General features: G+C 42.6%; 16 protein-coding genes. 10 read left to right on the top strand and 6 right to left on the bottom strand.

Going from position 1 to position 17,012, the window contains the following annotated elements:
* The first annotated feature begins 126 nt into the window (after positions 1 to 126).
* The 3 genes from Q7J63_RS09570 (at position 127) to Q7J63_RS09560 (ending at position 4,232) form a co-directional block, all read left to right on the top strand.
* Positions 127 to 1,203: an anhydro-N-acetylmuramic acid kinase gene (locus tag Q7J63_RS09570; RefSeq protein ID WP_304885676.1), complete on the top strand. Its 1,077-nt coding sequence runs from the start codon at positions 127 to 129 to the stop codon at positions 1,201 to 1,203.
* Positions 1,204 to 1,280: 77 nt separating this feature from the next.
* Positions 1,281 to 2,507: a Glu/Leu/Phe/Val dehydrogenase dimerization domain-containing protein gene (locus Q7J63_RS09565; RefSeq protein WP_019595815.1), complete on the top strand. Its 1,227-nt coding sequence runs from the start codon at positions 1,281 to 1,283 to the stop codon at positions 2,505 to 2,507.
* A gap of 192 nt (positions 2,508 to 2,699) precedes the next feature.
* Entirely contained in the window at positions 2,700 to 4,232 is a 1,533-nt protein-coding gene (locus Q7J63_RS09560; protein WP_304885674.1) for a sodium:proton antiporter, read from the top strand.
* Positions 4,233 to 4,307: 75 nt separating this feature from the next.
* On the opposite strand, the gene Q7J63_RS09555 is transcribed toward Q7J63_RS09560, so the two are convergent.
* Together Q7J63_RS09555 and gpmI are read right to left on the bottom strand one after the other, a co-directional pair.
* Positions 4,308 to 4,871: a hypothetical protein gene (locus Q7J63_RS09555; RefSeq protein WP_304885672.1), complete on the bottom strand. Its 564-nt coding sequence runs from the start codon at positions 4,869 to 4,871 to the stop codon at positions 4,308 to 4,310.
* Position 4,872: 1 nt separating this feature from the next.
* A complete protein-coding gene (gene gpmI / locus Q7J63_RS09550; RefSeq protein ID WP_019595818.1) occupies positions 4,873 to 6,393 on the bottom strand; it encodes a 2,3-bisphosphoglycerate-independent phosphoglycerate mutase in 1,521 nt (506 codons plus the stop codon).
* Between the two features lie 312 nt (positions 6,394 to 6,705).
* Here gpmI and Q7J63_RS09545 point away from each other — a divergent pair, with 312 nt between their 5' ends.
* Together Q7J63_RS09545 and nadC are read left to right on the top strand one after the other, a co-directional pair.
* On the top strand, positions 6,706 to 7,122 hold the full coding sequence (locus tag Q7J63_RS09545) for a DUF4783 domain-containing protein (protein WP_304885670.1): 417 nt from the start codon (positions 6,706 to 6,708) through the stop codon (positions 7,120 to 7,122).
* Positions 7,123 to 7,156: 34 nt separating this feature from the next.
* Positions 7,157 to 8,017 carry a carboxylating nicotinate-nucleotide diphosphorylase gene (gene nadC, locus Q7J63_RS09540; protein ID WP_304885668.1) on the top strand — a complete coding sequence of 287 codons (861 nt, stop codon included), beginning with the start codon at positions 7,157 to 7,159 and terminating at the stop codon, positions 8,015 to 8,017.
* A 65-nt stretch (positions 8,018 to 8,082) separates the two neighbouring features.
* Here nadC and Q7J63_RS09535 read toward each other — a convergent pair whose 3' ends face one another.
* Positions 8,083 to 9,315, bottom strand: coding sequence for an ammonium transporter (locus Q7J63_RS09535; protein ID WP_304885666.1), 1,233 nt, complete (start codon positions 9,313 to 9,315; stop codon positions 8,083 to 8,085).
* 41 nt (positions 9,316 to 9,356) lie between these two features.
* Positions 9,357 to 9,695: a P-II family nitrogen regulator gene (locus Q7J63_RS09530; protein WP_304885664.1), complete on the bottom strand. Its 339-nt coding sequence runs from the start codon at positions 9,693 to 9,695 to the stop codon at positions 9,357 to 9,359.
* A 320-nt stretch (positions 9,696 to 10,015) separates the two neighbouring features.
* On the opposite strand from Q7J63_RS09530, the gene Q7J63_RS09525 reads away from it, so the two are divergent.
* Positions 10,016 to 10,921: a sugar phosphate nucleotidyltransferase gene (locus Q7J63_RS09525; protein ID WP_019595824.1), complete on the top strand. Its 906-nt coding sequence runs from the start codon at positions 10,016 to 10,018 to the stop codon at positions 10,919 to 10,921.
* A 509-nt stretch (positions 10,922 to 11,430) separates the two neighbouring features.
* On the opposite strand, the gene Q7J63_RS09520 is transcribed toward Q7J63_RS09525, so the two are convergent.
* Positions 11,431 to 12,576: a 6-bladed beta-propeller gene (locus Q7J63_RS09520; RefSeq protein WP_304885662.1), complete on the bottom strand. Its 1,146-nt coding sequence runs from the start codon at positions 12,574 to 12,576 to the stop codon at positions 11,431 to 11,433.
* A gap of 334 nt (positions 12,577 to 12,910) precedes the next feature.
* On the opposite strand from Q7J63_RS09520, the gene Q7J63_RS09515 reads away from it, so the two are divergent.
* Positions 12,911 to 13,327: a DoxX family protein gene (locus Q7J63_RS09515; protein WP_304885660.1), complete on the top strand. Its 417-nt coding sequence runs from the start codon at positions 12,911 to 12,913 to the stop codon at positions 13,325 to 13,327.
* 2 nt (positions 13,328 to 13,329) lie between these two features.
* Here Q7J63_RS09515 and Q7J63_RS09510 read toward each other — a convergent pair whose 3' ends face one another.
* Positions 13,330 to 14,430, bottom strand: a complete 1,101-nt coding sequence (locus Q7J63_RS09510; protein ID WP_304885658.1) for a DNA replication/repair protein RecF — start codon at positions 14,428 to 14,430, stop codon at positions 13,330 to 13,332.
* Between the two features lie 104 nt (positions 14,431 to 14,534).
* Here Q7J63_RS09510 and pdhA point away from each other — a divergent pair, with 104 nt between their 5' ends.
* The 3 genes from pdhA (at position 14,535) to ribH (ending at position 16,953) form a co-directional block, all read left to right on the top strand.
* On the top strand, positions 14,535 to 15,554 hold the full coding sequence (gene pdhA, locus Q7J63_RS09505; protein ID WP_019595829.1) for a pyruvate dehydrogenase (acetyl-transferring) E1 component subunit alpha: 1,020 nt from the start codon (positions 14,535 to 14,537) through the stop codon (positions 15,552 to 15,554).
* 124 nt (positions 15,555 to 15,678) lie between these two features.
* On the top strand, positions 15,679 to 16,392 hold the full coding sequence (locus Q7J63_RS09500) for a tetratricopeptide repeat protein (RefSeq protein WP_019595830.1): 714 nt from the start codon (positions 15,679 to 15,681) through the stop codon (positions 16,390 to 16,392).
* An 84-nt stretch (positions 16,393 to 16,476) separates the two neighbouring features.
* Positions 16,477 to 16,953 (top strand): 6,7-dimethyl-8-ribityllumazine synthase, encoded by a 477-nt coding sequence (gene ribH, locus Q7J63_RS09495; protein WP_019595831.1) that lies wholly within the window; start codon positions 16,477 to 16,479, stop codon positions 16,951 to 16,953.
* Positions 16,954 to 17,012 lie beyond the last annotated feature (59 nt).

The raw sequence follows: 17,012 nt of genomic DNA, 5'->3' as shown, positions 1-17,012 counted from the left end.
GGCAAAACTTCGGTGGGGAAATTTATGAGAAAATCTTGTCCTGCTAAATTAGACATTTTCGGAATGAAGCGCTTTTGATTAAAATAAATTTAACTTTAAGGGCATTTATTTAACAAGAATTAACCCATGATGACCAAAAATCAATACCAAACAATAGGACTCATGTCTGGTACTTCAGGAGATGGACTGGATATCGCCTATTGTGAATTTGAAAAAACAGAATCTTGGCAATACAAAATCCTCAGAAGCGAAACCGTTCCCTTCCCCAAAAAAATGGGAAAGGAACTCCAAAACAGTCATAAATTAAAAGGTCTAAAATTAGCGCATTTGGATGTGGCCTTTGGAAAATGGATGGGGGAAATGGTGCGGGAATTTTGTGGAAAAAACCATTTACAACCGGAATTTGTCTCCTCCCATGGCCACACGGTATTTCACCAACCTGCAAAAGGCCTAAGTCTTCAAATAGGAAACGGCTGGGCATTGCACCAAGCCAGTGGATTGCCGGTGATCAATGATTTCAGGATGCTAGACGTGCAATTGGGTGGACAGGGAGCGCCCTTGGTTCCCATCGGTGATCAATTGCTTTTTTCAAAATACGATTACTGTTTGAATCTGGGCGGAATCGCAAACATCAGCATGGAAAAAGGGGGCTTAAGAACTGCTTTTGACATTTGCCCCTTCAACCTTTTGCTCAATCATTTTGCCGGGGAATTGGCGAGCCCCTTCGACAAAGATGGGGCATTTGCCAGGTCCGGAAAACTCCTGCCCAAGCTTATGGAGACACTGAACGACATTCCTTTTTACAGGAAAATCGAAGCAAAATCCTTGGGAAGGGAAGATATTGCACATGACTTCATGAAGATTTTGACGGCAAAAAGCCATCAACCTGAAAACATCCTGCATACACTGGTCATCCATTTTACGCAGCAAATCATCAGAACCCTTTGGCGCGAGCCCGGAAAGCAACAAAGCTTATTGGTTACGGGAGGGGGCGCTTTCAACACCTTTTTCATGGAAAAATTACAAGAAGAACTTGGCAATGAGATCCTCATAGAAAAAGCAGACCCACAAATCATCGGTTTCAAAGAAGCCTTGATCTTTGCTTTTTTGGGAGTCCTGAAAGTGCGGGGAGAAAACAACTGTCTGGCATCCGTAACGGGTGCATCCAGAGACAACAGTGGCGGATCTGTTTTCGGGATGTGAGACAGGTGTCTATAATGCTGTAATATTTTTTCTATTTTTGACGAAGTTTTAAAACCCAAATACATAACAATAGAGAGATGAAAGAATTACTCAAAAAATTTGAAAACAAACAACCCGAAATAGTTTTTGAATGGAGTGACAGTGAATCTGAGGCGGAAGGCTGGGTGGTCATCAATTCCCTTCGCGGCGGCGCGGCGGGTGGTGGCACCCGAATGAGAAAAGGACTGGACAAGAGGGAGGTTGAGTCGCTGGCCAAAACCATGGAAGTTAAATTCACGGTTTCTGGACCTGCCATTGGTGGCGCAAAATCAGGAATCAATTTTGACCCCAATGACCCCAGAAAAGCAGAAGTACTTGAGAGATGGTACCGAGCGGTGATGCCCTTGTTGAAAAATTACTACGGGACAGGTGGCGACATGAATGTGGATGAAATCCATGAAGTTATCCCCATCACGGAATCCTACGGTCTTTGGCATCCCCAAGAGGGAATTGTAAACGGTCACTTTCATGCCACAGAACCTCAAAAAATCCGAAAGATCGGACAATTGAGGCAAGGTGTTTCCAAGGTTTTGGAAGATCCGCACTACACCCCAAATGGAATCAAAAAATACACTGTGGCAGACATGATCACAGGTTTTGGAGTTTCGGAGGCCGTACTCCATTATTATAAAATCTGGGGTGGCCAAATAAAAGGAAAACGTGCCATCATCCAAGGCTGGGGAAATGTTGGCGCCGCTGCAGCTTGTTTTTTGGCTGTGGAAGGTGTTAAAATTGTCGGTATCATTGACCGTGAAGGAGGCTTGATCAATGAAGCCGGATTTACATTGGATGAGATCCGGGAACTGTTTTTGAAAAAAGATGGGAATAAATTGGTTGCGGACAAATTGATCCCTTTTGAGGAGATCAACGAACGTATTTGGGATGTGAAAAGTGAAATCTTTATCCCTGCGGCAGGATCCAGATTGCTCACGAAAGAAAATGTGGAGCGAATGGTCAAATCCGACCTTGAAGTCATTTCTTGCGGTGCCAATGTCCCTTTTGCGGATCCGGAGATTTTCTTTGGTCCTACAGGGCTTTGGGCGGATGAGCAAGTGTCCGTCATCCCTGATTTCATGGCAAATTGTGGTATGGCCAGGGTTTTTGCTTACCTGATGACAGAAAATGCAGTACTCACAGACGATGGTATTTTCAAAGACGTGAGCAGGACAATTTCAAAGGCGCTCAAAAAAACGCATGAAAAAAATCCTGAAAAAACAGGGATCGCACAGGCATCTTTTGAAATCGCCTTGCGACAATTGATATAAGCATATAACCAGTCATCAGCCAAGAGGGTAAAGTTTAAAATAAATCCTCTTGGCTAATCTGTTTATGTTAGCGGTTTTCAATCAAAATAAGTAGTTTAGCGAAATTAACACTTCCAAATTGCCCTTAAGAGGTATAAAATGCCTTGACTTGTGGTTGCTTAATCTTTCGAAATTACCTCTAATTATATTTTGATGAAGAATTTTATTGCTGCTTTTGTGCTGCTTTCCGGAATCTTCATTTTTGCTGTTGTCCAAGAAACACATGCCAAGAATGATTTTTCTTTGGGATTGGCCCAGTTGGAGGTGCCTGTGGAGAATCAAGAGATTGCCTCCACCTTGGAAGAGGACCTTCATCAGGAATTGATCGAGCATGAAGAAGACCATTCCAGCCATGGATCGGCACCTGTTTGGTTGGTTATTCCTTTTGCCGCCTTGTTGCTGATGATCGCCACCGGCCCCTTGTTTTACGAACATTTCTGGCACCACAATTACCCAAAAGTTGCGGTGGGATTGGCCTTATTGGTCGTTTTTTATTATTTATTTGTCCTGCAAAATGTGCACGGCCCTGTTCATGCGCTGGCAGAATACGTGCAATTCATTGCGCTCCTTGCCTCACTTTACATTGCCTCGGGCGGAATCCTGATCGAAATCGACAAAAAATCCAGTCCATTGGCAAATGTTACCCTGCTACTCGTCGGCGCTTTGGTCGCCAATCTTATCGGTACCACGGGGGCTTCCATGCTTTTGATCAGGCCTTTTATCAGACTCAACAAAGGCAATATCCAATCCTACCACATCATCTTCTTTATCTTTATGGTCAGCAATATCGGCGGCTCCCTAACTCCGATCGGTGACCCGCCGCTGTTCCTTGGCTTCTTAAAAGGGATTCCATTCTTTTGGACACTTGAATACAACTGGCCCGCCTGGTTATTGGCTTTGGGTATTTTGGCTCTGACCTTTTATTTTGTCGACCGGAAATTCGGTAGGGCAAGTGATGAACATGAATTGGAAGAAACAGTGTTTTCCAATAATTTTTCACTCATCGGATCCAGAAATTTTCTTTGGCTATTGGTGATCATTGGCTCGGTGTTTTTGGATCCCAACGTGATTGAATGGGTACCAGCGATCCATTACGATGGACAGAAATTCTCCTTTATCCGGGAAATCATCATGTTATCTGTGGCGTATCTCTCCTTCAGATTTGCCGACCAAAAAGCGATAAAAGGCAACGAATTCAATTTTGAGCCGATTAGGGAGGTTGCATTTATCTTCATCGGGATTTTTGGCACCATGATGCCTGCCTTGGAATTGGTAGGGGATTTTGCAAAATCCCCTGAGGGATCGGCATTGATCACCCACAACACGCTTTATTGGGGGACCGGGATACTCTCAGGCGTCCTTGACAACGCTCCTACCTACCTGAATTTCTTGGCTGCTGCAATGGCTTCCCAGGGTGCTGAAATTAGCAACGTGGAAATGGTAAGAAATTTTGCCTTAGACAACTATGATGATTCCGCTTTTGAATTGATGGCCATCTCCATTGCATCAGTTTTCTTTGGTGCGATGACCTACATTGGCAACGGCCCAAATTTTATGGTCAAATCCATTGCAGAACAAAGCGGCATCAAAATGCCTTCGTTCTTTGGCTATATCATTCGGTTTTCACTCCCGATTCTTTTGCCTGTTTTGATTATCATCTGGTTGGTTTTCTTCGCATTTGTTTGATAAAACTTCAGTGGCAAAAAAAAACCGGCTCCTATAAATGGAGCCGGTTTTTTTTTGCAAAATCAATTTCAAAATCTAATACGGATTCACAGATGCTTTAACCGTAATTTTATTGGGGGAAAAAAAGATTACCTTTTGAGTTCCTTCTATAGAAAATTGATCCAACAAGCCCGTTTCGGAGTGGGTATAAAGTACGCCGCGGGTTCCTGAATGATAAAAGGTGTCATCTGTTTCCATTTGAAAACTAATCTGCTTGATCAATTTGTCCTCATATCCAACGACTATCTTTTTGACTTTCCCTTTCTCTCCAGGTTTCAATTCATGGATGAGAAATTTTTCGCTCCTTTGCGTTTTATAAGAATTGGCCAAGGAAGATCTGTTGATGTCTGCCTTGACAAAGAAATCCAGCTCGACAAGCCAGTCTTCTGTTGTTAGGGTCTTTTCGACATCCTGGCTTTTGCCTTTGATTTCGATACGTTTTCGGACTCCTTTTTTGTCAAGCCTTTTCGCTTGATCTTCAATGAATTCCTTTATAGGGAAATAAGCTGGCTCTGTGTCCAGTACTTTTGCCTGGTCTTTTCCTCCGTTGCAACCCAAAAGAAATACAACAAGGATCAAACTGAATGAAAACTTTCCCATATTATTTCAATAATACCTCTCCGGTCATTTCCGAAGGAATATCGATGCCCATCAATGTAAGGATCGTAGGTGCTAAATCCCCAAGTTTTCCATCCTTGATTTGGATCTGTTCCTGATCCACGAGTATGCAGGGAACCAAGTTGGTGGTATGTGCAGTATTTGGCGAGCCGTCTTCATTGATCATGCAATCACTGTTTCCGTGATCGGCGATCACAATACTGGTATACCCACTTTCCAAAGCCTGAGTCACCACTTGCTCTGTGCATTTGTCAACCGCTTCCACTGCTTTCACCGCTGCATCAAAAATCCCGGTGTGGCCCACCATATCTGCATTGGCAAAATTGAGGCAGATAAAATCAACCTCTCCCTTTTTCAATTCCGCTTTGATTTTATTTGCAATTTCAAAGGCACTCATTTCAGGTTTCAGATCATAGGTCGCTACCTTCGGAGAAGGGACAACGATCCTTCCTTCTCCCTCAAATTCTTTTTCCCTTCCGCCTGAAAAGAAAAATGTGACGTGGGGATATTTTTCGGTTTCGGCAATCCGGATCTGTTTCTTCCCATGTTCTGAAAGCACTTGACCCAGTGTATTGTGAAGATTGTCCTTTTCAAAAAGGACCTTTATCCCTTGGAATGTTTCGTCATAACTGGTGAAGGTGATGAACTCAAGATTCAACTTCTTCATTTTGTATTCTTCAAAATCCCTTTGCGTGAGCGCTTGGGTAATTTCTCTACCTCTGTCAGTTCTGAAGTTAAAACAAATGACCAAATCCCCGTCTTGGATCGTCGCCAAAGGTTTTCCCTCGCCATTTACCTGTACAATGGGCCGGATAAATTCATCTGTAACGCCATTGGAATAAGATTTTTTCATGGAGGCAATGATGTCCTTGGATTTCTCGCCTTCTCCATAGACCATTCCATCGTAGGCGAGTTTCACCCTTTCCCAACGGTTGTCACGATCCATAGCATAATATCTTCCCACTACCGAAGCTATCTTTCCGGTGGAATGCTGAAGGTGTTCCTGCAAATCCAGTAAGTATTCGATTCCTCCTTTGGGATCCGTATCCCTTCCATCTGTGAAGGCATGGATAAAAGCATCTTCAATCCCATTGGCTTTTGCGGCATCACAGAGTCCTTTCAAATGGTTGATGTGGGAATGAACACCGCCATCCGAAACCAAGCCTATGAAATGGACCTTCTTACCTGAAGCTTTTGCCTTGGCAAATGCCTCCACCAAAACAGGATGGTGGTTCAGGTGATTTTCCTGTACCGCTTTGTTGATTTTCACCAAATCCTGATAAACGACCCTACCGGCACCGATATTCATGTGCCCAACTTCAGAATTACCCATTTGGCCCTCTGGAAGACCGACGGCCAGTCCTGAAGCATGTAATTTTGAATGCGGGTATTTGCGAAATAAGCTATCTACAAAAGGGGTGTTGGCTTTGTCAATTGCTGATACGTTGGGGTTGGTTGCGATTCCCCAACCATCCAGGATCATGAGCAATATTTTTTTATTCATGGTACAAATATACGGTTTTATGAAAGTATAATGTGTCTCTAAGCGAAACGTAAAAGTGATTATTCTTTACCATTAGGACAAAAATTCGGGGAATATATTTTAACATTCTCCCGGAGATTGGGTTTTTCAGCCGAATTAAGTTGGCCAAATAAACACGCCATTCGTTCCAAAAATTGATTTTGGATTCATTTTGGCCACAAAAATTCAATATAAACAGTCCCAATTTCAAGAATCCTCGCCGGAAAACAGTTTCAAAATGAATCCAACGCATTTGTAAAGGGTTTTGGCTTAGATTTTGTTATCGTGTTAAGTATGAATAAATTATTGCCTGCATTCTTTTATCTGGTCATGGTGGTCTTTTCCGTCTTCCCGGAAAAAGAAGCTCCCGTTATATTGCAAATCGAAAATATTTCCAATTTTTTCAGTGCCGGATCAAGCAAGGACTTGGCGCGGTTTTTTGACAACGGGGTTGAGCTCAATATCAATGGTGACCAAGGTGAATTTTCAAAAATTCAGGCAGAATTGGTCCTTCGGGATTTTTTCAAAAAACATCCCCCAAAAGACTTCCAAATTATCCACAAAGGTGGAGTGGAAAATCAAATCCAATACTTTATCGGCAATTATACGTCGCCCAATTCCCAATTCAGGATCTTGATCAAAATCAAATCGAGTCTGGATGTGCTCAGGATTTTTAGCTTGGAAATTCTCTCGAGCGATAGCGCATTTTAATTCCCCCTTCCGTTTATTTCCTTATTTTTGAGGTGTGAAAAACCTACCTTATTTATCCCCAATCAAAATCCGGGAATTTATCCAAGCGGCCCTGCTGGAAGATGTCGGCGAAGGAGACCATTCCACTCTGGCGTCCATTCCCGCTGAAAAAATTGGCAAAGCCCAGCTACTGATCAAACAAGATGGTGTGATCGCCGGTCTGGATTTGGCCAAGATGATTTTTGAACAATTCGATCCTAACCTAGAAGTAACCTTGCTGCTCAAAGATGGCTATTTGGTGAAATCCGGTGACATAGGATTGATTGTGGAGGGCAGCGCAGCCTCGATTCTGACCACAGAAAGGCTGGTGCTCAACTGCATGCAGAGAATGAGCGGAATCGCCACCAAAACCCATAAGCTTGCCCAATTGATTGCCCACACCAAAGCAAAATTGATGGATACCCGAAAGACCACGCCCAATTTTAGGATGATGGAAAAATGGGCTGTTGTCTTGGGCGGTGGCCGTAACCACAGATTTGCGCTTTACGACATGGTCATGCTGAAGGACAACCATATTGATTTTGCAGGAGGCATCCAGCAAGCGGTGGCCTCCACTCGAGCTTACCTTGCTGACAAGAAGCTTGATTTGAAGATAGAGGTAGAAACCAGAAATCTGGAGGAATTGGAAGAAGCATTGCGCGTCGGCGGAATGGATTGGATCATGTTGGACAACATGGACTTTGCCACCATGCGCAAAGCCGTGGAAATGGTCAATGGAAGATACAAACTTGAAGCTTCCGGCGGGATCACGGAAGAGAATTTGAAGGATGTGGCCGAATGCGGCGTGGATTATATTTCCGTAGGCGCCCTGACGCACCAAGTACAAAGCATGGACATTAGCCTAAAGGCATTTTAAAGCAACAAACACAAAAGAAGGGATTGCCGCGGCGATCCCTTCTTTTGTGTCATCAAAATTGATATTTAGTCTTTTGAGGCAAAGTCCGGATAAGCCCTCATGCTGTGCTCATTGATATCCAATCCTTCCAACTCTTCTTTTTCATCTACCCGGATGCCCATCATTTTTTTCATACTGAAGAAAATAATCCAACTGAAGGCAAAGCAGAATGCGCCCACAGAGCCTATGCCGATCAGTTGGGAAATGACTTGCTGAAAACTTGCCAAATTTCCAAACAAACCTACGGCAAGTGTGCCCCAAATTCCTCCAACCAAATGGACCGAAATGGCCCCAACGGGATCATCGACTTTGATCCTGTCAAAAAACACCACGGCGAATACAACCAAGGTTCCTCCGATAAATCCGATAATGGCGGCTTCTCCGATGCCCATTTGGTCAGCTCCTGCGGTGATCCCTACCAAACCGGCCAGGATTCCGTTAAGGACCATGGTAATGTCATAGGATTTGAATTTGAGGTACGAGGCGATCAAAGCCCCAAAAGCTCCGGCAGCTCCCGCGATAGCCGTGGTGACAAAGACAAGAGAAACGGTACCCGGATCTGCGGACAATACTGATCCTCCATTGAATCCAAACCAGCCAAACCAAAGTAAAAAGACGCCAATGACCGCCAAAGGAATATTATGCCCTGGAATGGCATTCATCCCCTTTTCAGTATATTTTCCCAGTCTTGGCCCAAGAAGGCAGGCACCTACCAAAGCGCCCCATCCACCAACAGAATGGACAATCGTGGAACCTGCAAAATCATAAAACGGGACATCCAAGGCATCCAGAAATCCCCCTCCCCACTTCCACATGCCCACTATCGGGTAACAAACCCCTACATATAATATAGAGAAGAAAATAAAAGGTCCCAATTTGATCCTTTCGGCCACGGCACCAGAGACGATGGTGGCTGCAGTGGCAGCAAACATCGCCTGAAAAATAAAATCGGTGTAAAACGTATAGCCTTCATTGTATGCATAAGTATCCCAACCCTCAGGAAGGGAAATCCCCAAACCGGCCAAGCCAAAGAATCCCCCGGAAAATACTTCACCCGGATACATCAGGTTGAATCCGATAAAGGCATAAGTCAGCAAGCCGATGGCGGGAATGATCGTGTTTTTGAATAATATATTGACGGTGTTTTTGGCGCGGGTCAGTCCGGCTTCAAGGCTTGCAAATCCCAGGTGCATGATAAACACCAGAATGGTTGCGACCATCATCCAAAGGTTATTGATGGTAAATATTTCTTGGTTCATAGGTTCTAATAGGTTAATGGTGAATGAAATAGGCTGGAGATTTAGAGCGCGATTTCGCCCATGTCCGAATTTCTGATTCTGTGGGCTTCAAGTACATCATAGACGAATATCTTGCCGTCACCAACCTCACCGGTTTTCCCCATTTTGAGAATGCAGTCGATCACGGGCTGTACGAGTTCCTCCACAGTGACGATTTCCAGTTTCGTTCTGGGGATATAGGCAGGCTCATAGGCGACTCCACGATAGGTCTGTGGTTTGGCATGTTCCATACCCATTCCCTTCACTTCATAGAAGGTGAGGAACTTCACTCCCAGGCCTGCTACGCAGTGGTATATTTCCTCAAATTTGGATGTTCTAATGATTGCTTCTATTTTTTTCATTTTCGGCAAATATTTTAGCGGTTTGTTAGGAAAGAGATGCTAATGTAAAACAAAAATTACAAAAAAATGAAATTTGGTTTATTTTTTACCTCTTTTTAAAATTTCAAACCCTTTTTTTGATTCATAAGGCATCAGACAAGCCATTTTTTTATTTATTACTGCTTTTTTACAACTAACTGACTTTTTTTTGAACCTGTATAATTATTCTTACTCAATCAGATTTAGTCGTGTTCCTATTTAAAATTAAAAGCACATTCCCTTTATATGAAAAATGAAACTCCTAGATTTGGGGCCTATATTCAATTCATTACAAATTAACTATGGAAAATAAACCTACACTTCTGGTGCTTGCCGCGGGAATGGGCAGCAGGTACGGTGGAAATAAACAGATCGATGGATTTGGCCCCAATGGAGAAACCATCCTGGAATATTCCATCTATGACGCCATCCGAGCCGGTTTTGGAAAAATTGTATTGATCGTCCGAGAGGAGATCCTTCAATTGACCAAGGACTTGTTGTTGCCAAAATTGGAAGGAAAAATAGAAGTCGATTTTGTCCTACAATCCATCACCAGTTTTGTTCCCGAAGAATTTATAAATCCCGAAAGAGTAAAACCATACGGAACCGCCCATGCGGTGCTTTGTGCCAAGGATGCCATCTCGGAGCCTTTTGCGGTTATCAATGCAGATGATTTTTATGGCAGGGAAGCTTTCGCCGTCATCTCCGAATTCCTTCAGAATGATGTCAGATCCGATTTGCACGCCATGGTAGGCTATGCGATCCAAAATGTACTTTCCGAACACGGAACGGTCAGCCGGGGCGTCTGCTCCATGAATGCCGCCAACCAACTTATCGGGATGGTAGAAAGAACTTCCATCGCACGGGAAGGCAATAAGATACTGGCCAAGGGCGACAGTGAAGAGATTGAAATCAAAGAAGGAACGCCTGTTTCCATGAATTTCTGGGGTTTTCACCAAGATGTATTTTCGGATATTGACCGGATGTGGCATGAATTCCTGCCCGCCAACGTCGAAAACCTAAAAGCTGAATTTTTCATTCCAACCGTCGCCAACAACCTTATTGAGGCCGAAGAAGCCGCTTTTGAAATCCTGGAAGGTGGAAAAACCTGGTTTGGTGTCACCTACACCGAGGACAAACCCGTGGTGATCGAATCCCTCCAAAAAATGCATGCATCCGGGGAATACCCTGAGAATCTTTGGAAATAGAAGAGAACCTCACTATAAAATACCCATTAGCGAGTATTTTATAGTGAGGTCTTATTGTCTAACTTTGGTTAAAGATTTTTTCGAATCAAAGAATTTGGGGAAATAAAACAACAACGCTTCCCCGTGATCAAATTTAAATTTATTTAAAACATAAACGCTGCCTGGATTTAATGCCTTTGTTCTTTGGATTCAAATAATTCGTGAATTCGTCGAAATCAAATAAAATAAGACAACATGGAAATCTACAGCATAAATATTTCAGGTTATATTGGATTAGCAATCCAAATTTTAAATCTGATTTTACTTTCTTTAATTGCTTATGGAATCTTTAGGTTGTGGAAAGTGATTGTAAAAAAAGCAAAGTAAACGAATAGCAGAATCATTGGGGAAAGTTCGATTTCCTTGAATTAAATTTTTCAGGTGGAATATCCTGAGAATCTTTGGAAATAATCTGCAATTTTTAAATTTTACTGAACCCTAAAAAACAATTACCCATTAACAGACCACTACTACACTTTTGCCTTCAACCGGATGATCATCCAGTTGTCATCCACCAGCTTTTCCTTGTTGCGCTGGAAGAAATCATGAATTGTATTGGGGAAAATTTTGACTTTTTGATTTGCGAAGGTTTCCACGTAAGCATTGTAAAATTTTACTGATCTCATCAAATAAAAAATTTCATGCTCATTTGATGCCCACGGAAAGGATTTTAAATCGAAGCCATCCAGATCATTTTTCAAATTTTGATATTGTGCCAACAAGGAAAAGTCCTGATCCAAAAAAACATAATGAAAATTCTCCTTCCCCTGCTTGACGAATAAAAAATATTTGTTCTTCAAGGGCAAAAATGCCCCATTGGCTTCAACATAGGAATTTGGTTCATCATTTTTTCCTCTTCTCTGACCAATAAGCTCTTCCGGTAAATTATAGGCCCCATAATCAAATTCCAGAATGGAAATTGGGGAGCCCTTCGTACCATCAAAAAATGCAATTTCTCTTGTCTGTGGAAGTAAATAGATTAATTTCTCGGAGTCAGGTACAGACAAAAAGCCTTGAGGTCCTTCTGCATTACCCAATTTCGCCCTTGACCCATCCGTAGGAAAGACTCCCAATTGATCCTTGGTTGCTTCCGCAATCCTTTGAAACAAATAGCCTTCGTTTCTTTGGGTAAAGCCCGAAAAATGAAGTGTGTATCCATCCCCTTTATGGAAATGTAAGGAATTGAGGGGGAATTTGTATTCCCTGATGGGGGTTCCAAAATGGTCAAAAGAGATGAATTTTTTAAGATAGCTGTCCTTCAGCACAATGGAATCCTGAAAAACCTGAAAATCATCCGCCTGAAAATATTCCAAAGGTCCTTTGCCCATAGGTCTAATTACGCCCAATATTTTCCCATTGCCAGAATACTTAAATATCATATTCGTTGAAATATCCCGCATCCAGAAATTCCCCGCGTGGTATTTAAGCGTGTAGGGCCATACAAGCGGTGATTCATCGGGATTGTCCAATAGCACGTATTCGATGCTTTCGAACAAATCCGAAAATTTGCCCTCTATGGACTTTTCCAAATCAATGGAAATGACTCCTTCGGATGCTTCCTTCGCGCCACAGGAAAACAAGAGAAGCAGGAGTATAAAAATGGTATATCTATTCATTCTGAAAAAAAGCGAGTATGCATTTAAATTAACAGCGTAATAGATATACCGGAACAAACTTTTCGAAATTTTAAAATGTGAGACGAACCTTCGTCCCAAGGTTAACTTCCAACTAGAAGTTCCTTAAACATAAGAACTATTTTTTTCCCCAAAAATCTTTCTTTGAAATAATTCCCCTTGATACAGTCAAAAGCCTAAACTTAACCCCATATCCAAAAACAATTTAGTTGAATTATAGGAATTAAGGCTCCAAACGCACGTAACGTTTTGTCAGGAAGTGAAAATATGTTTTTTTTGTTTTAACTTGAATTAAAGTTCAAACAATCGAAAAATCATGAAAAATTGGCTCTTTTCTACCAGACCCATTTCGAAAGACATCGGGATATTCATTCTTCGCGTCGGTGCAGCGCTTATGATGCTTACCCATGGCTGGGACAAATTGTCCAATTACAGTGCAAAACTGATGACTTTTTCAGACCCATTGGGCATTGGGTCTGCCTTATCCCTTCAGCTTGCCATATTTGCGGAGTTTTTCTGTGCCCTATTGCTTGCAATTGGCTTAATGACACGGCTCTCCTTGGTTCCGCTTATGATCACGATGCTGGTGGCGGGATTTGTGGCCCACGCTGCCGATCCTTTTCCAGCCAAAGAAAAAGCATTCCTTTTTTTGGTGATATTTATCGTGCTTTTCCTTTTGGGTCCCGGAAAATATTCCGTTGATGGGCAGCTCAACAGGCCCAGAAGGTATTGAGTTTAGGGTTGAATCCCTCCATTTTCAATCTGAAAAAATTTCACTTCCCCGTCAATTTGCTCCAAAATCTTCCTGGAGCGCTCCGGTCGGGCATCCGTAATAAACAATTGCCCAAACTGATGGTCAGCCACCAGGTTCATGAGTTTTTTGATGCGTCGGTCATCTAATTTGTCAAAAATATCATCGAGCAACAAAATGGGTTTCGTTTTTTTATGCTCAAAAAATATTTGGAACTGGGCAAGTTTCAGTGAAATCACAAAGGACTTTTGTTGTCCCTGCGACCCGAATTTTTTGATGGGATATCCATCTATTTCGAAAACAAAGTCATCCTTGTGAATCCCCATGGTCGTCCTTTTGAGCACAAAATCGCGTCTATGGTTACCGATAAATTCTTTGGGAAAATCCTGCGACAGGCATTGGGACTCATATTGAATGTCGATGGGCTCTTGTTGATCTGAAATAATCGCGTAATGTTTTATCAAAAGGGGTTTGTATTCCAGGATAAAATCCTGCCGATACTTGGCTATCGATTGGGACAATTGGATGATTTCCCGGTCATACGGCTCCAGATGGCTACCCTCAAACCTTCCGGTTTCCGCAAATTTTTTCAACAAGGCATTCCTCTGTTTCAAAAAATGCTGGTACCTGACCAATTGCTCCAGATAGGATTTGTTCAATTGGCACAGCATATTGTCAAAAAACCGTCTGCGCTCCTCGCTGCCGTCCTTTAGGATTTGTGTATCATCAGGGGCGATCATCACAATGGGCAGTAGGCCAACATGTTCGCTCATTTTATCAATCCCCTTCCCGTTTTGGAGCAATTGCTTTTTTTTCCCATGCTCTACGATGCACTTGATCTCCCAATCTTTTTCTTCCAAATCAAATTCCCCAAAAACAGTGAAAAAGTCTTTCTCGTGTTGGATATTTTGGGCGTCCACCCCATTCAATGCACTTTTGGTCAGGCAGAGGTAATGGATCGCATCCAAAAGATTGGTTTTCCCACTTCCATTGATCCCAACGAAGCAATTGATTTCTGCTGAAAAGTTCAACTGGCTTTGTGCGTAATTCTTAAATTGATTCAGTTGGATATTTTTCAGGTGCATCTTTAGAATGTGTTGGGTTTTTGACTATTTTCGCATTCGGTCTTAAATTTCAACCCTTTTGGTTATATTTAAGGCCTAATTTAGCATATTTTATAAAATTCGATATGGCAAAGAAGAGTACAGCGACAAAGTCAAAGGTGAAATACTCCAAAGAAACTTATACTTTTTGGTACGAAAGCATGTTATTGATGCGACGATTTGAAGAAAAAGCAGGCCAACTCTATGGTCAGCAAAAAATCAGAGGATTTTGTCATTTATATATTGGACAGGAGGCTTGCGCCTCTGGAGCCATCACAGCATTGACCAAAGACGATAAATGGATCACCGCATACAGGGATCATGCCCATCCACTTGGATTGGGAACAGACCCTGGGGCTATCATGGCCGAACTATTCGGCAAAGCCACCGGCACCACCAAAGGAAAAGGTGGATCGATGCACATTTTTGACAAGGAGAGAAATTTCATGGGAGGTCACGGTATCGTAGGTGCCCAAGTGCCCATGGGTTTAGGAATCGGTTTTGCCGAGAAATACAAAGGCACAAAAAATCTATGTATCTGTCACATGGGTGATGGAGCGGTAAGACAAGGTGCTGTTCATGAAGCCTTCAATCTGGCCATGCTTTACAAAACACCGGTCATTTTCGTGATTGAAAACAACGGATATGCCATGGGAACTTCCGTAAAAAGATCTTCCAATGTGGAAGAGCTTTACACCATCGGAGAAGCCTATGACATGCCAGCCTTTGCCGTAGACGGCATGAATGTGGAAGATATCCACGAAGCCGTAGCAGAAGCAGCCGAGAGAGCAAGAAAAGGCGATGGCCCAACATTGTTGGAATTCAGAACCTACCGATACAAAGGACATTCGATGTCAGATCCCCAAAAATACAGGACCCGCGAAGAAGTGGAGGAGTATAAAGGAAGGGATCCACTGGAGCAAGTGAAAAAGACAATTTTGGACAACGACATCCTGACTCAGGATGAATTGACCGAAATCGACAAAAAAGTGAAAAAACAAGTCGAAGATGCGGTGAAATTTGCTGAAGAGTCTCCTTGGCCAGATGGTCAGGATGCATTCAAGGATGTTTACCTTCAGGAAGATTACCCATTTGTAATGGAGTAGTTACCAAAACAATAAAAAAAGAAAACAGTCTTGGATATTTAATTTGAATATTCATGACTGTTTTTTTTAGCAAAATTTGTGATTGAAGTAAAAGCCCTATATTTGCGGCTGAAATTTGAAGAGAATGACTAAGAAACATACAACAAAAGCTCAGGATGAGCAAGCAAATGAACTTCTTGAAAACCCTGAAGTGATTGCCGAGAGGTTGAACAGGGGAGAAACATTCATCAAGAAAAATTCCAAGATTTTTGGTGGCATTTTGATTGCCGGAATCCTGGTGATCGCTGGCGTCTTGTTTTACCAAATCAACAAGCAGAACCAAAACAAAAAGGCCCAGGCAGAAATGTTCCAAGCTGTATATTATTTTGAGCAGGACAGCACTGACTTGGCCTTGAATGGCGATGGCTCGAATCCAGGCTTCCTTAAGATCGTAGATCAATATTCAGGAACTGCCGCTGCCAATCTTTCCCATTTTTATATAGGTGCGATTTATCTTTCCGAAGGGAAATTCAAAGAATCCATCGACCATATGAAAAAATTCTCTGCGGATGATTATTTCGTTCAGGCCAGGGCATATGCGCTATTGGGCGATGCAAATCTTGAATTGGGCAATACCAAAGAAGCCATAAGCTTTTACAAAAAAGCTGCCGATGAAAAAGAGAACAAATACTTCACCCCAAGGTATCTTTCGAAACTCGCCATCGCTTACGAAGAGGCAGGTGACTTCGACAACGCGGTGAAAACCTATTCCATCATTGAAGATAAATATTTCGAATCTTTCGAGTTCACGGCAGCGCGAAAGCATAAAGCACGTTTAGAAGGTCTTGCCTCAAAATAATGCTTTTCAGTACAGCATATTAAGGAGAGTAAGGCCATCGGTCTTACTCTTTTTTGTTTATTCTATTTCCCAATCCGACTCCATATGGCAACATCACTCAAAAATCTAAGTCAATATTCCGACAAAAATATTATCGACATCAAGTCAAAAAAATTCGGGATCTTGGTCTCTGAATGGAACGAAGAAATCACAGAATCCCTTTTTTCGGGTGCTGTGGACACCCTTTTGAAACATGGGGCCCAAAAAGAAAACATCTTTAGAAAAAATGTCCCGGGGTCCTTCGAACTTCCACTGGCAGCACAATGGCTTGCGGCAATGGAAGAAATCGATGCGGTCATCTGCATTGGCTGTGTGATACAGGGCGAGACCCGCCACTTCGACTTTATCTGCGATGCCGTTGCCAATGGCATCACAAACGTGGGATTGAAATATAACAAACCCGTCATCTTCGGCGTCTTGACGCCCAACAACCAACAACAAGCGCTGGACCGAGCAGGTGGAAAACATGGCAACAAGGGAGACGAAGCTGCCATCACTGCGATTAAGATGCTGGGTTTCTGATTTGGGATTGACAATCACCAAAAAAACACCTCATTTCTTTGAATTGGCCTGCAAGGGCC

This window comes from Rhodonellum sp. (assembly GCF_030656585.1).
Lineage (GTDB): Bacteria > Bacteroidota > Bacteroidia > Cytophagales > Cyclobacteriaceae > Rhodonellum > Rhodonellum psychrophilum.
This window is presented reverse-complemented; position numbering and strand designations above follow the sequence as displayed.

Bases quoted from the DNA above. Each gene is read 5' to 3' on its own strand.
- Q7J63_RS09555 (WP_304885672.1), bottom strand. From the start codon at position 4,871: ATGGGAAAGTTTTCATTCAGTTTGATCCTTGTTGTATTTCTTTTGGGT.
- Q7J63_RS09565 (WP_019595815.1), top strand. From the start codon at position 1,281: ATGAAAGAATTACTCAAAAAATTTGAAAACAAACAACCCGAAATAGTT.
- Q7J63_RS09545 (WP_304885670.1), top strand. From the start codon at position 6,706: ATGAATAAATTATTGCCTGCATTCTTTTATCTGGTCATGGTGGTCTTT.
- Q7J63_RS09500 (WP_019595830.1), top strand. From the start codon at position 15,679: ATGACTAAGAAACATACAACAAAAGCTCAGGATGAGCAAGCAAATGAA.
- Q7J63_RS09515 (WP_304885660.1), top strand. From the start codon at position 12,911: ATGAAAAATTGGCTCTTTTCTACCAGACCCATTTCGAAAGACATCGGG.
- gpmI (WP_019595818.1), bottom strand. From the start codon at position 6,393: ATGAATAAAAAAATATTGCTCATGATCCTGGATGGTTGGGGAATCGCA.
- Q7J63_RS09510 (WP_304885658.1), bottom strand. From the start codon at position 14,430: ATGCACCTGAAAAATATCCAACTGAATCAATTTAAGAATTACGCACAA.
- Q7J63_RS09525 (WP_019595824.1), top strand. From the start codon at position 10,016: ATGGAAAATAAACCTACACTTCTGGTGCTTGCCGCGGGAATGGGCAGC.
- pdhA (WP_019595829.1), top strand. From the start codon at position 14,535: ATGGCAAAGAAGAGTACAGCGACAAAGTCAAAGGTGAAATACTCCAAA.
- ribH (WP_019595831.1), top strand. From the start codon at position 16,477: ATGGCAACATCACTCAAAAATCTAAGTCAATATTCCGACAAAAATATT.
- Q7J63_RS09530 (WP_304885664.1), bottom strand. From the start codon at position 9,695: ATGAAAAAAATAGAAGCAATCATTAGAACATCCAAATTTGAGGAAATA.
- Q7J63_RS09560 (WP_304885674.1), top strand. From the start codon at position 2,700: ATGAAGAATTTTATTGCTGCTTTTGTGCTGCTTTCCGGAATCTTCATT.
- Q7J63_RS09520 (WP_304885662.1), bottom strand. From the start codon at position 12,576: ATGAATAGATATACCATTTTTATACTCCTGCTTCTCTTGTTTTCCTGT.
- Q7J63_RS09570 (WP_304885676.1), top strand. From the start codon at position 127: ATGATGACCAAAAATCAATACCAAACAATAGGACTCATGTCTGGTACT.
- Q7J63_RS09535 (WP_304885666.1), bottom strand. From the start codon at position 9,315: ATGAACCAAGAAATATTTACCATCAATAACCTTTGGATGATGGTCGCA.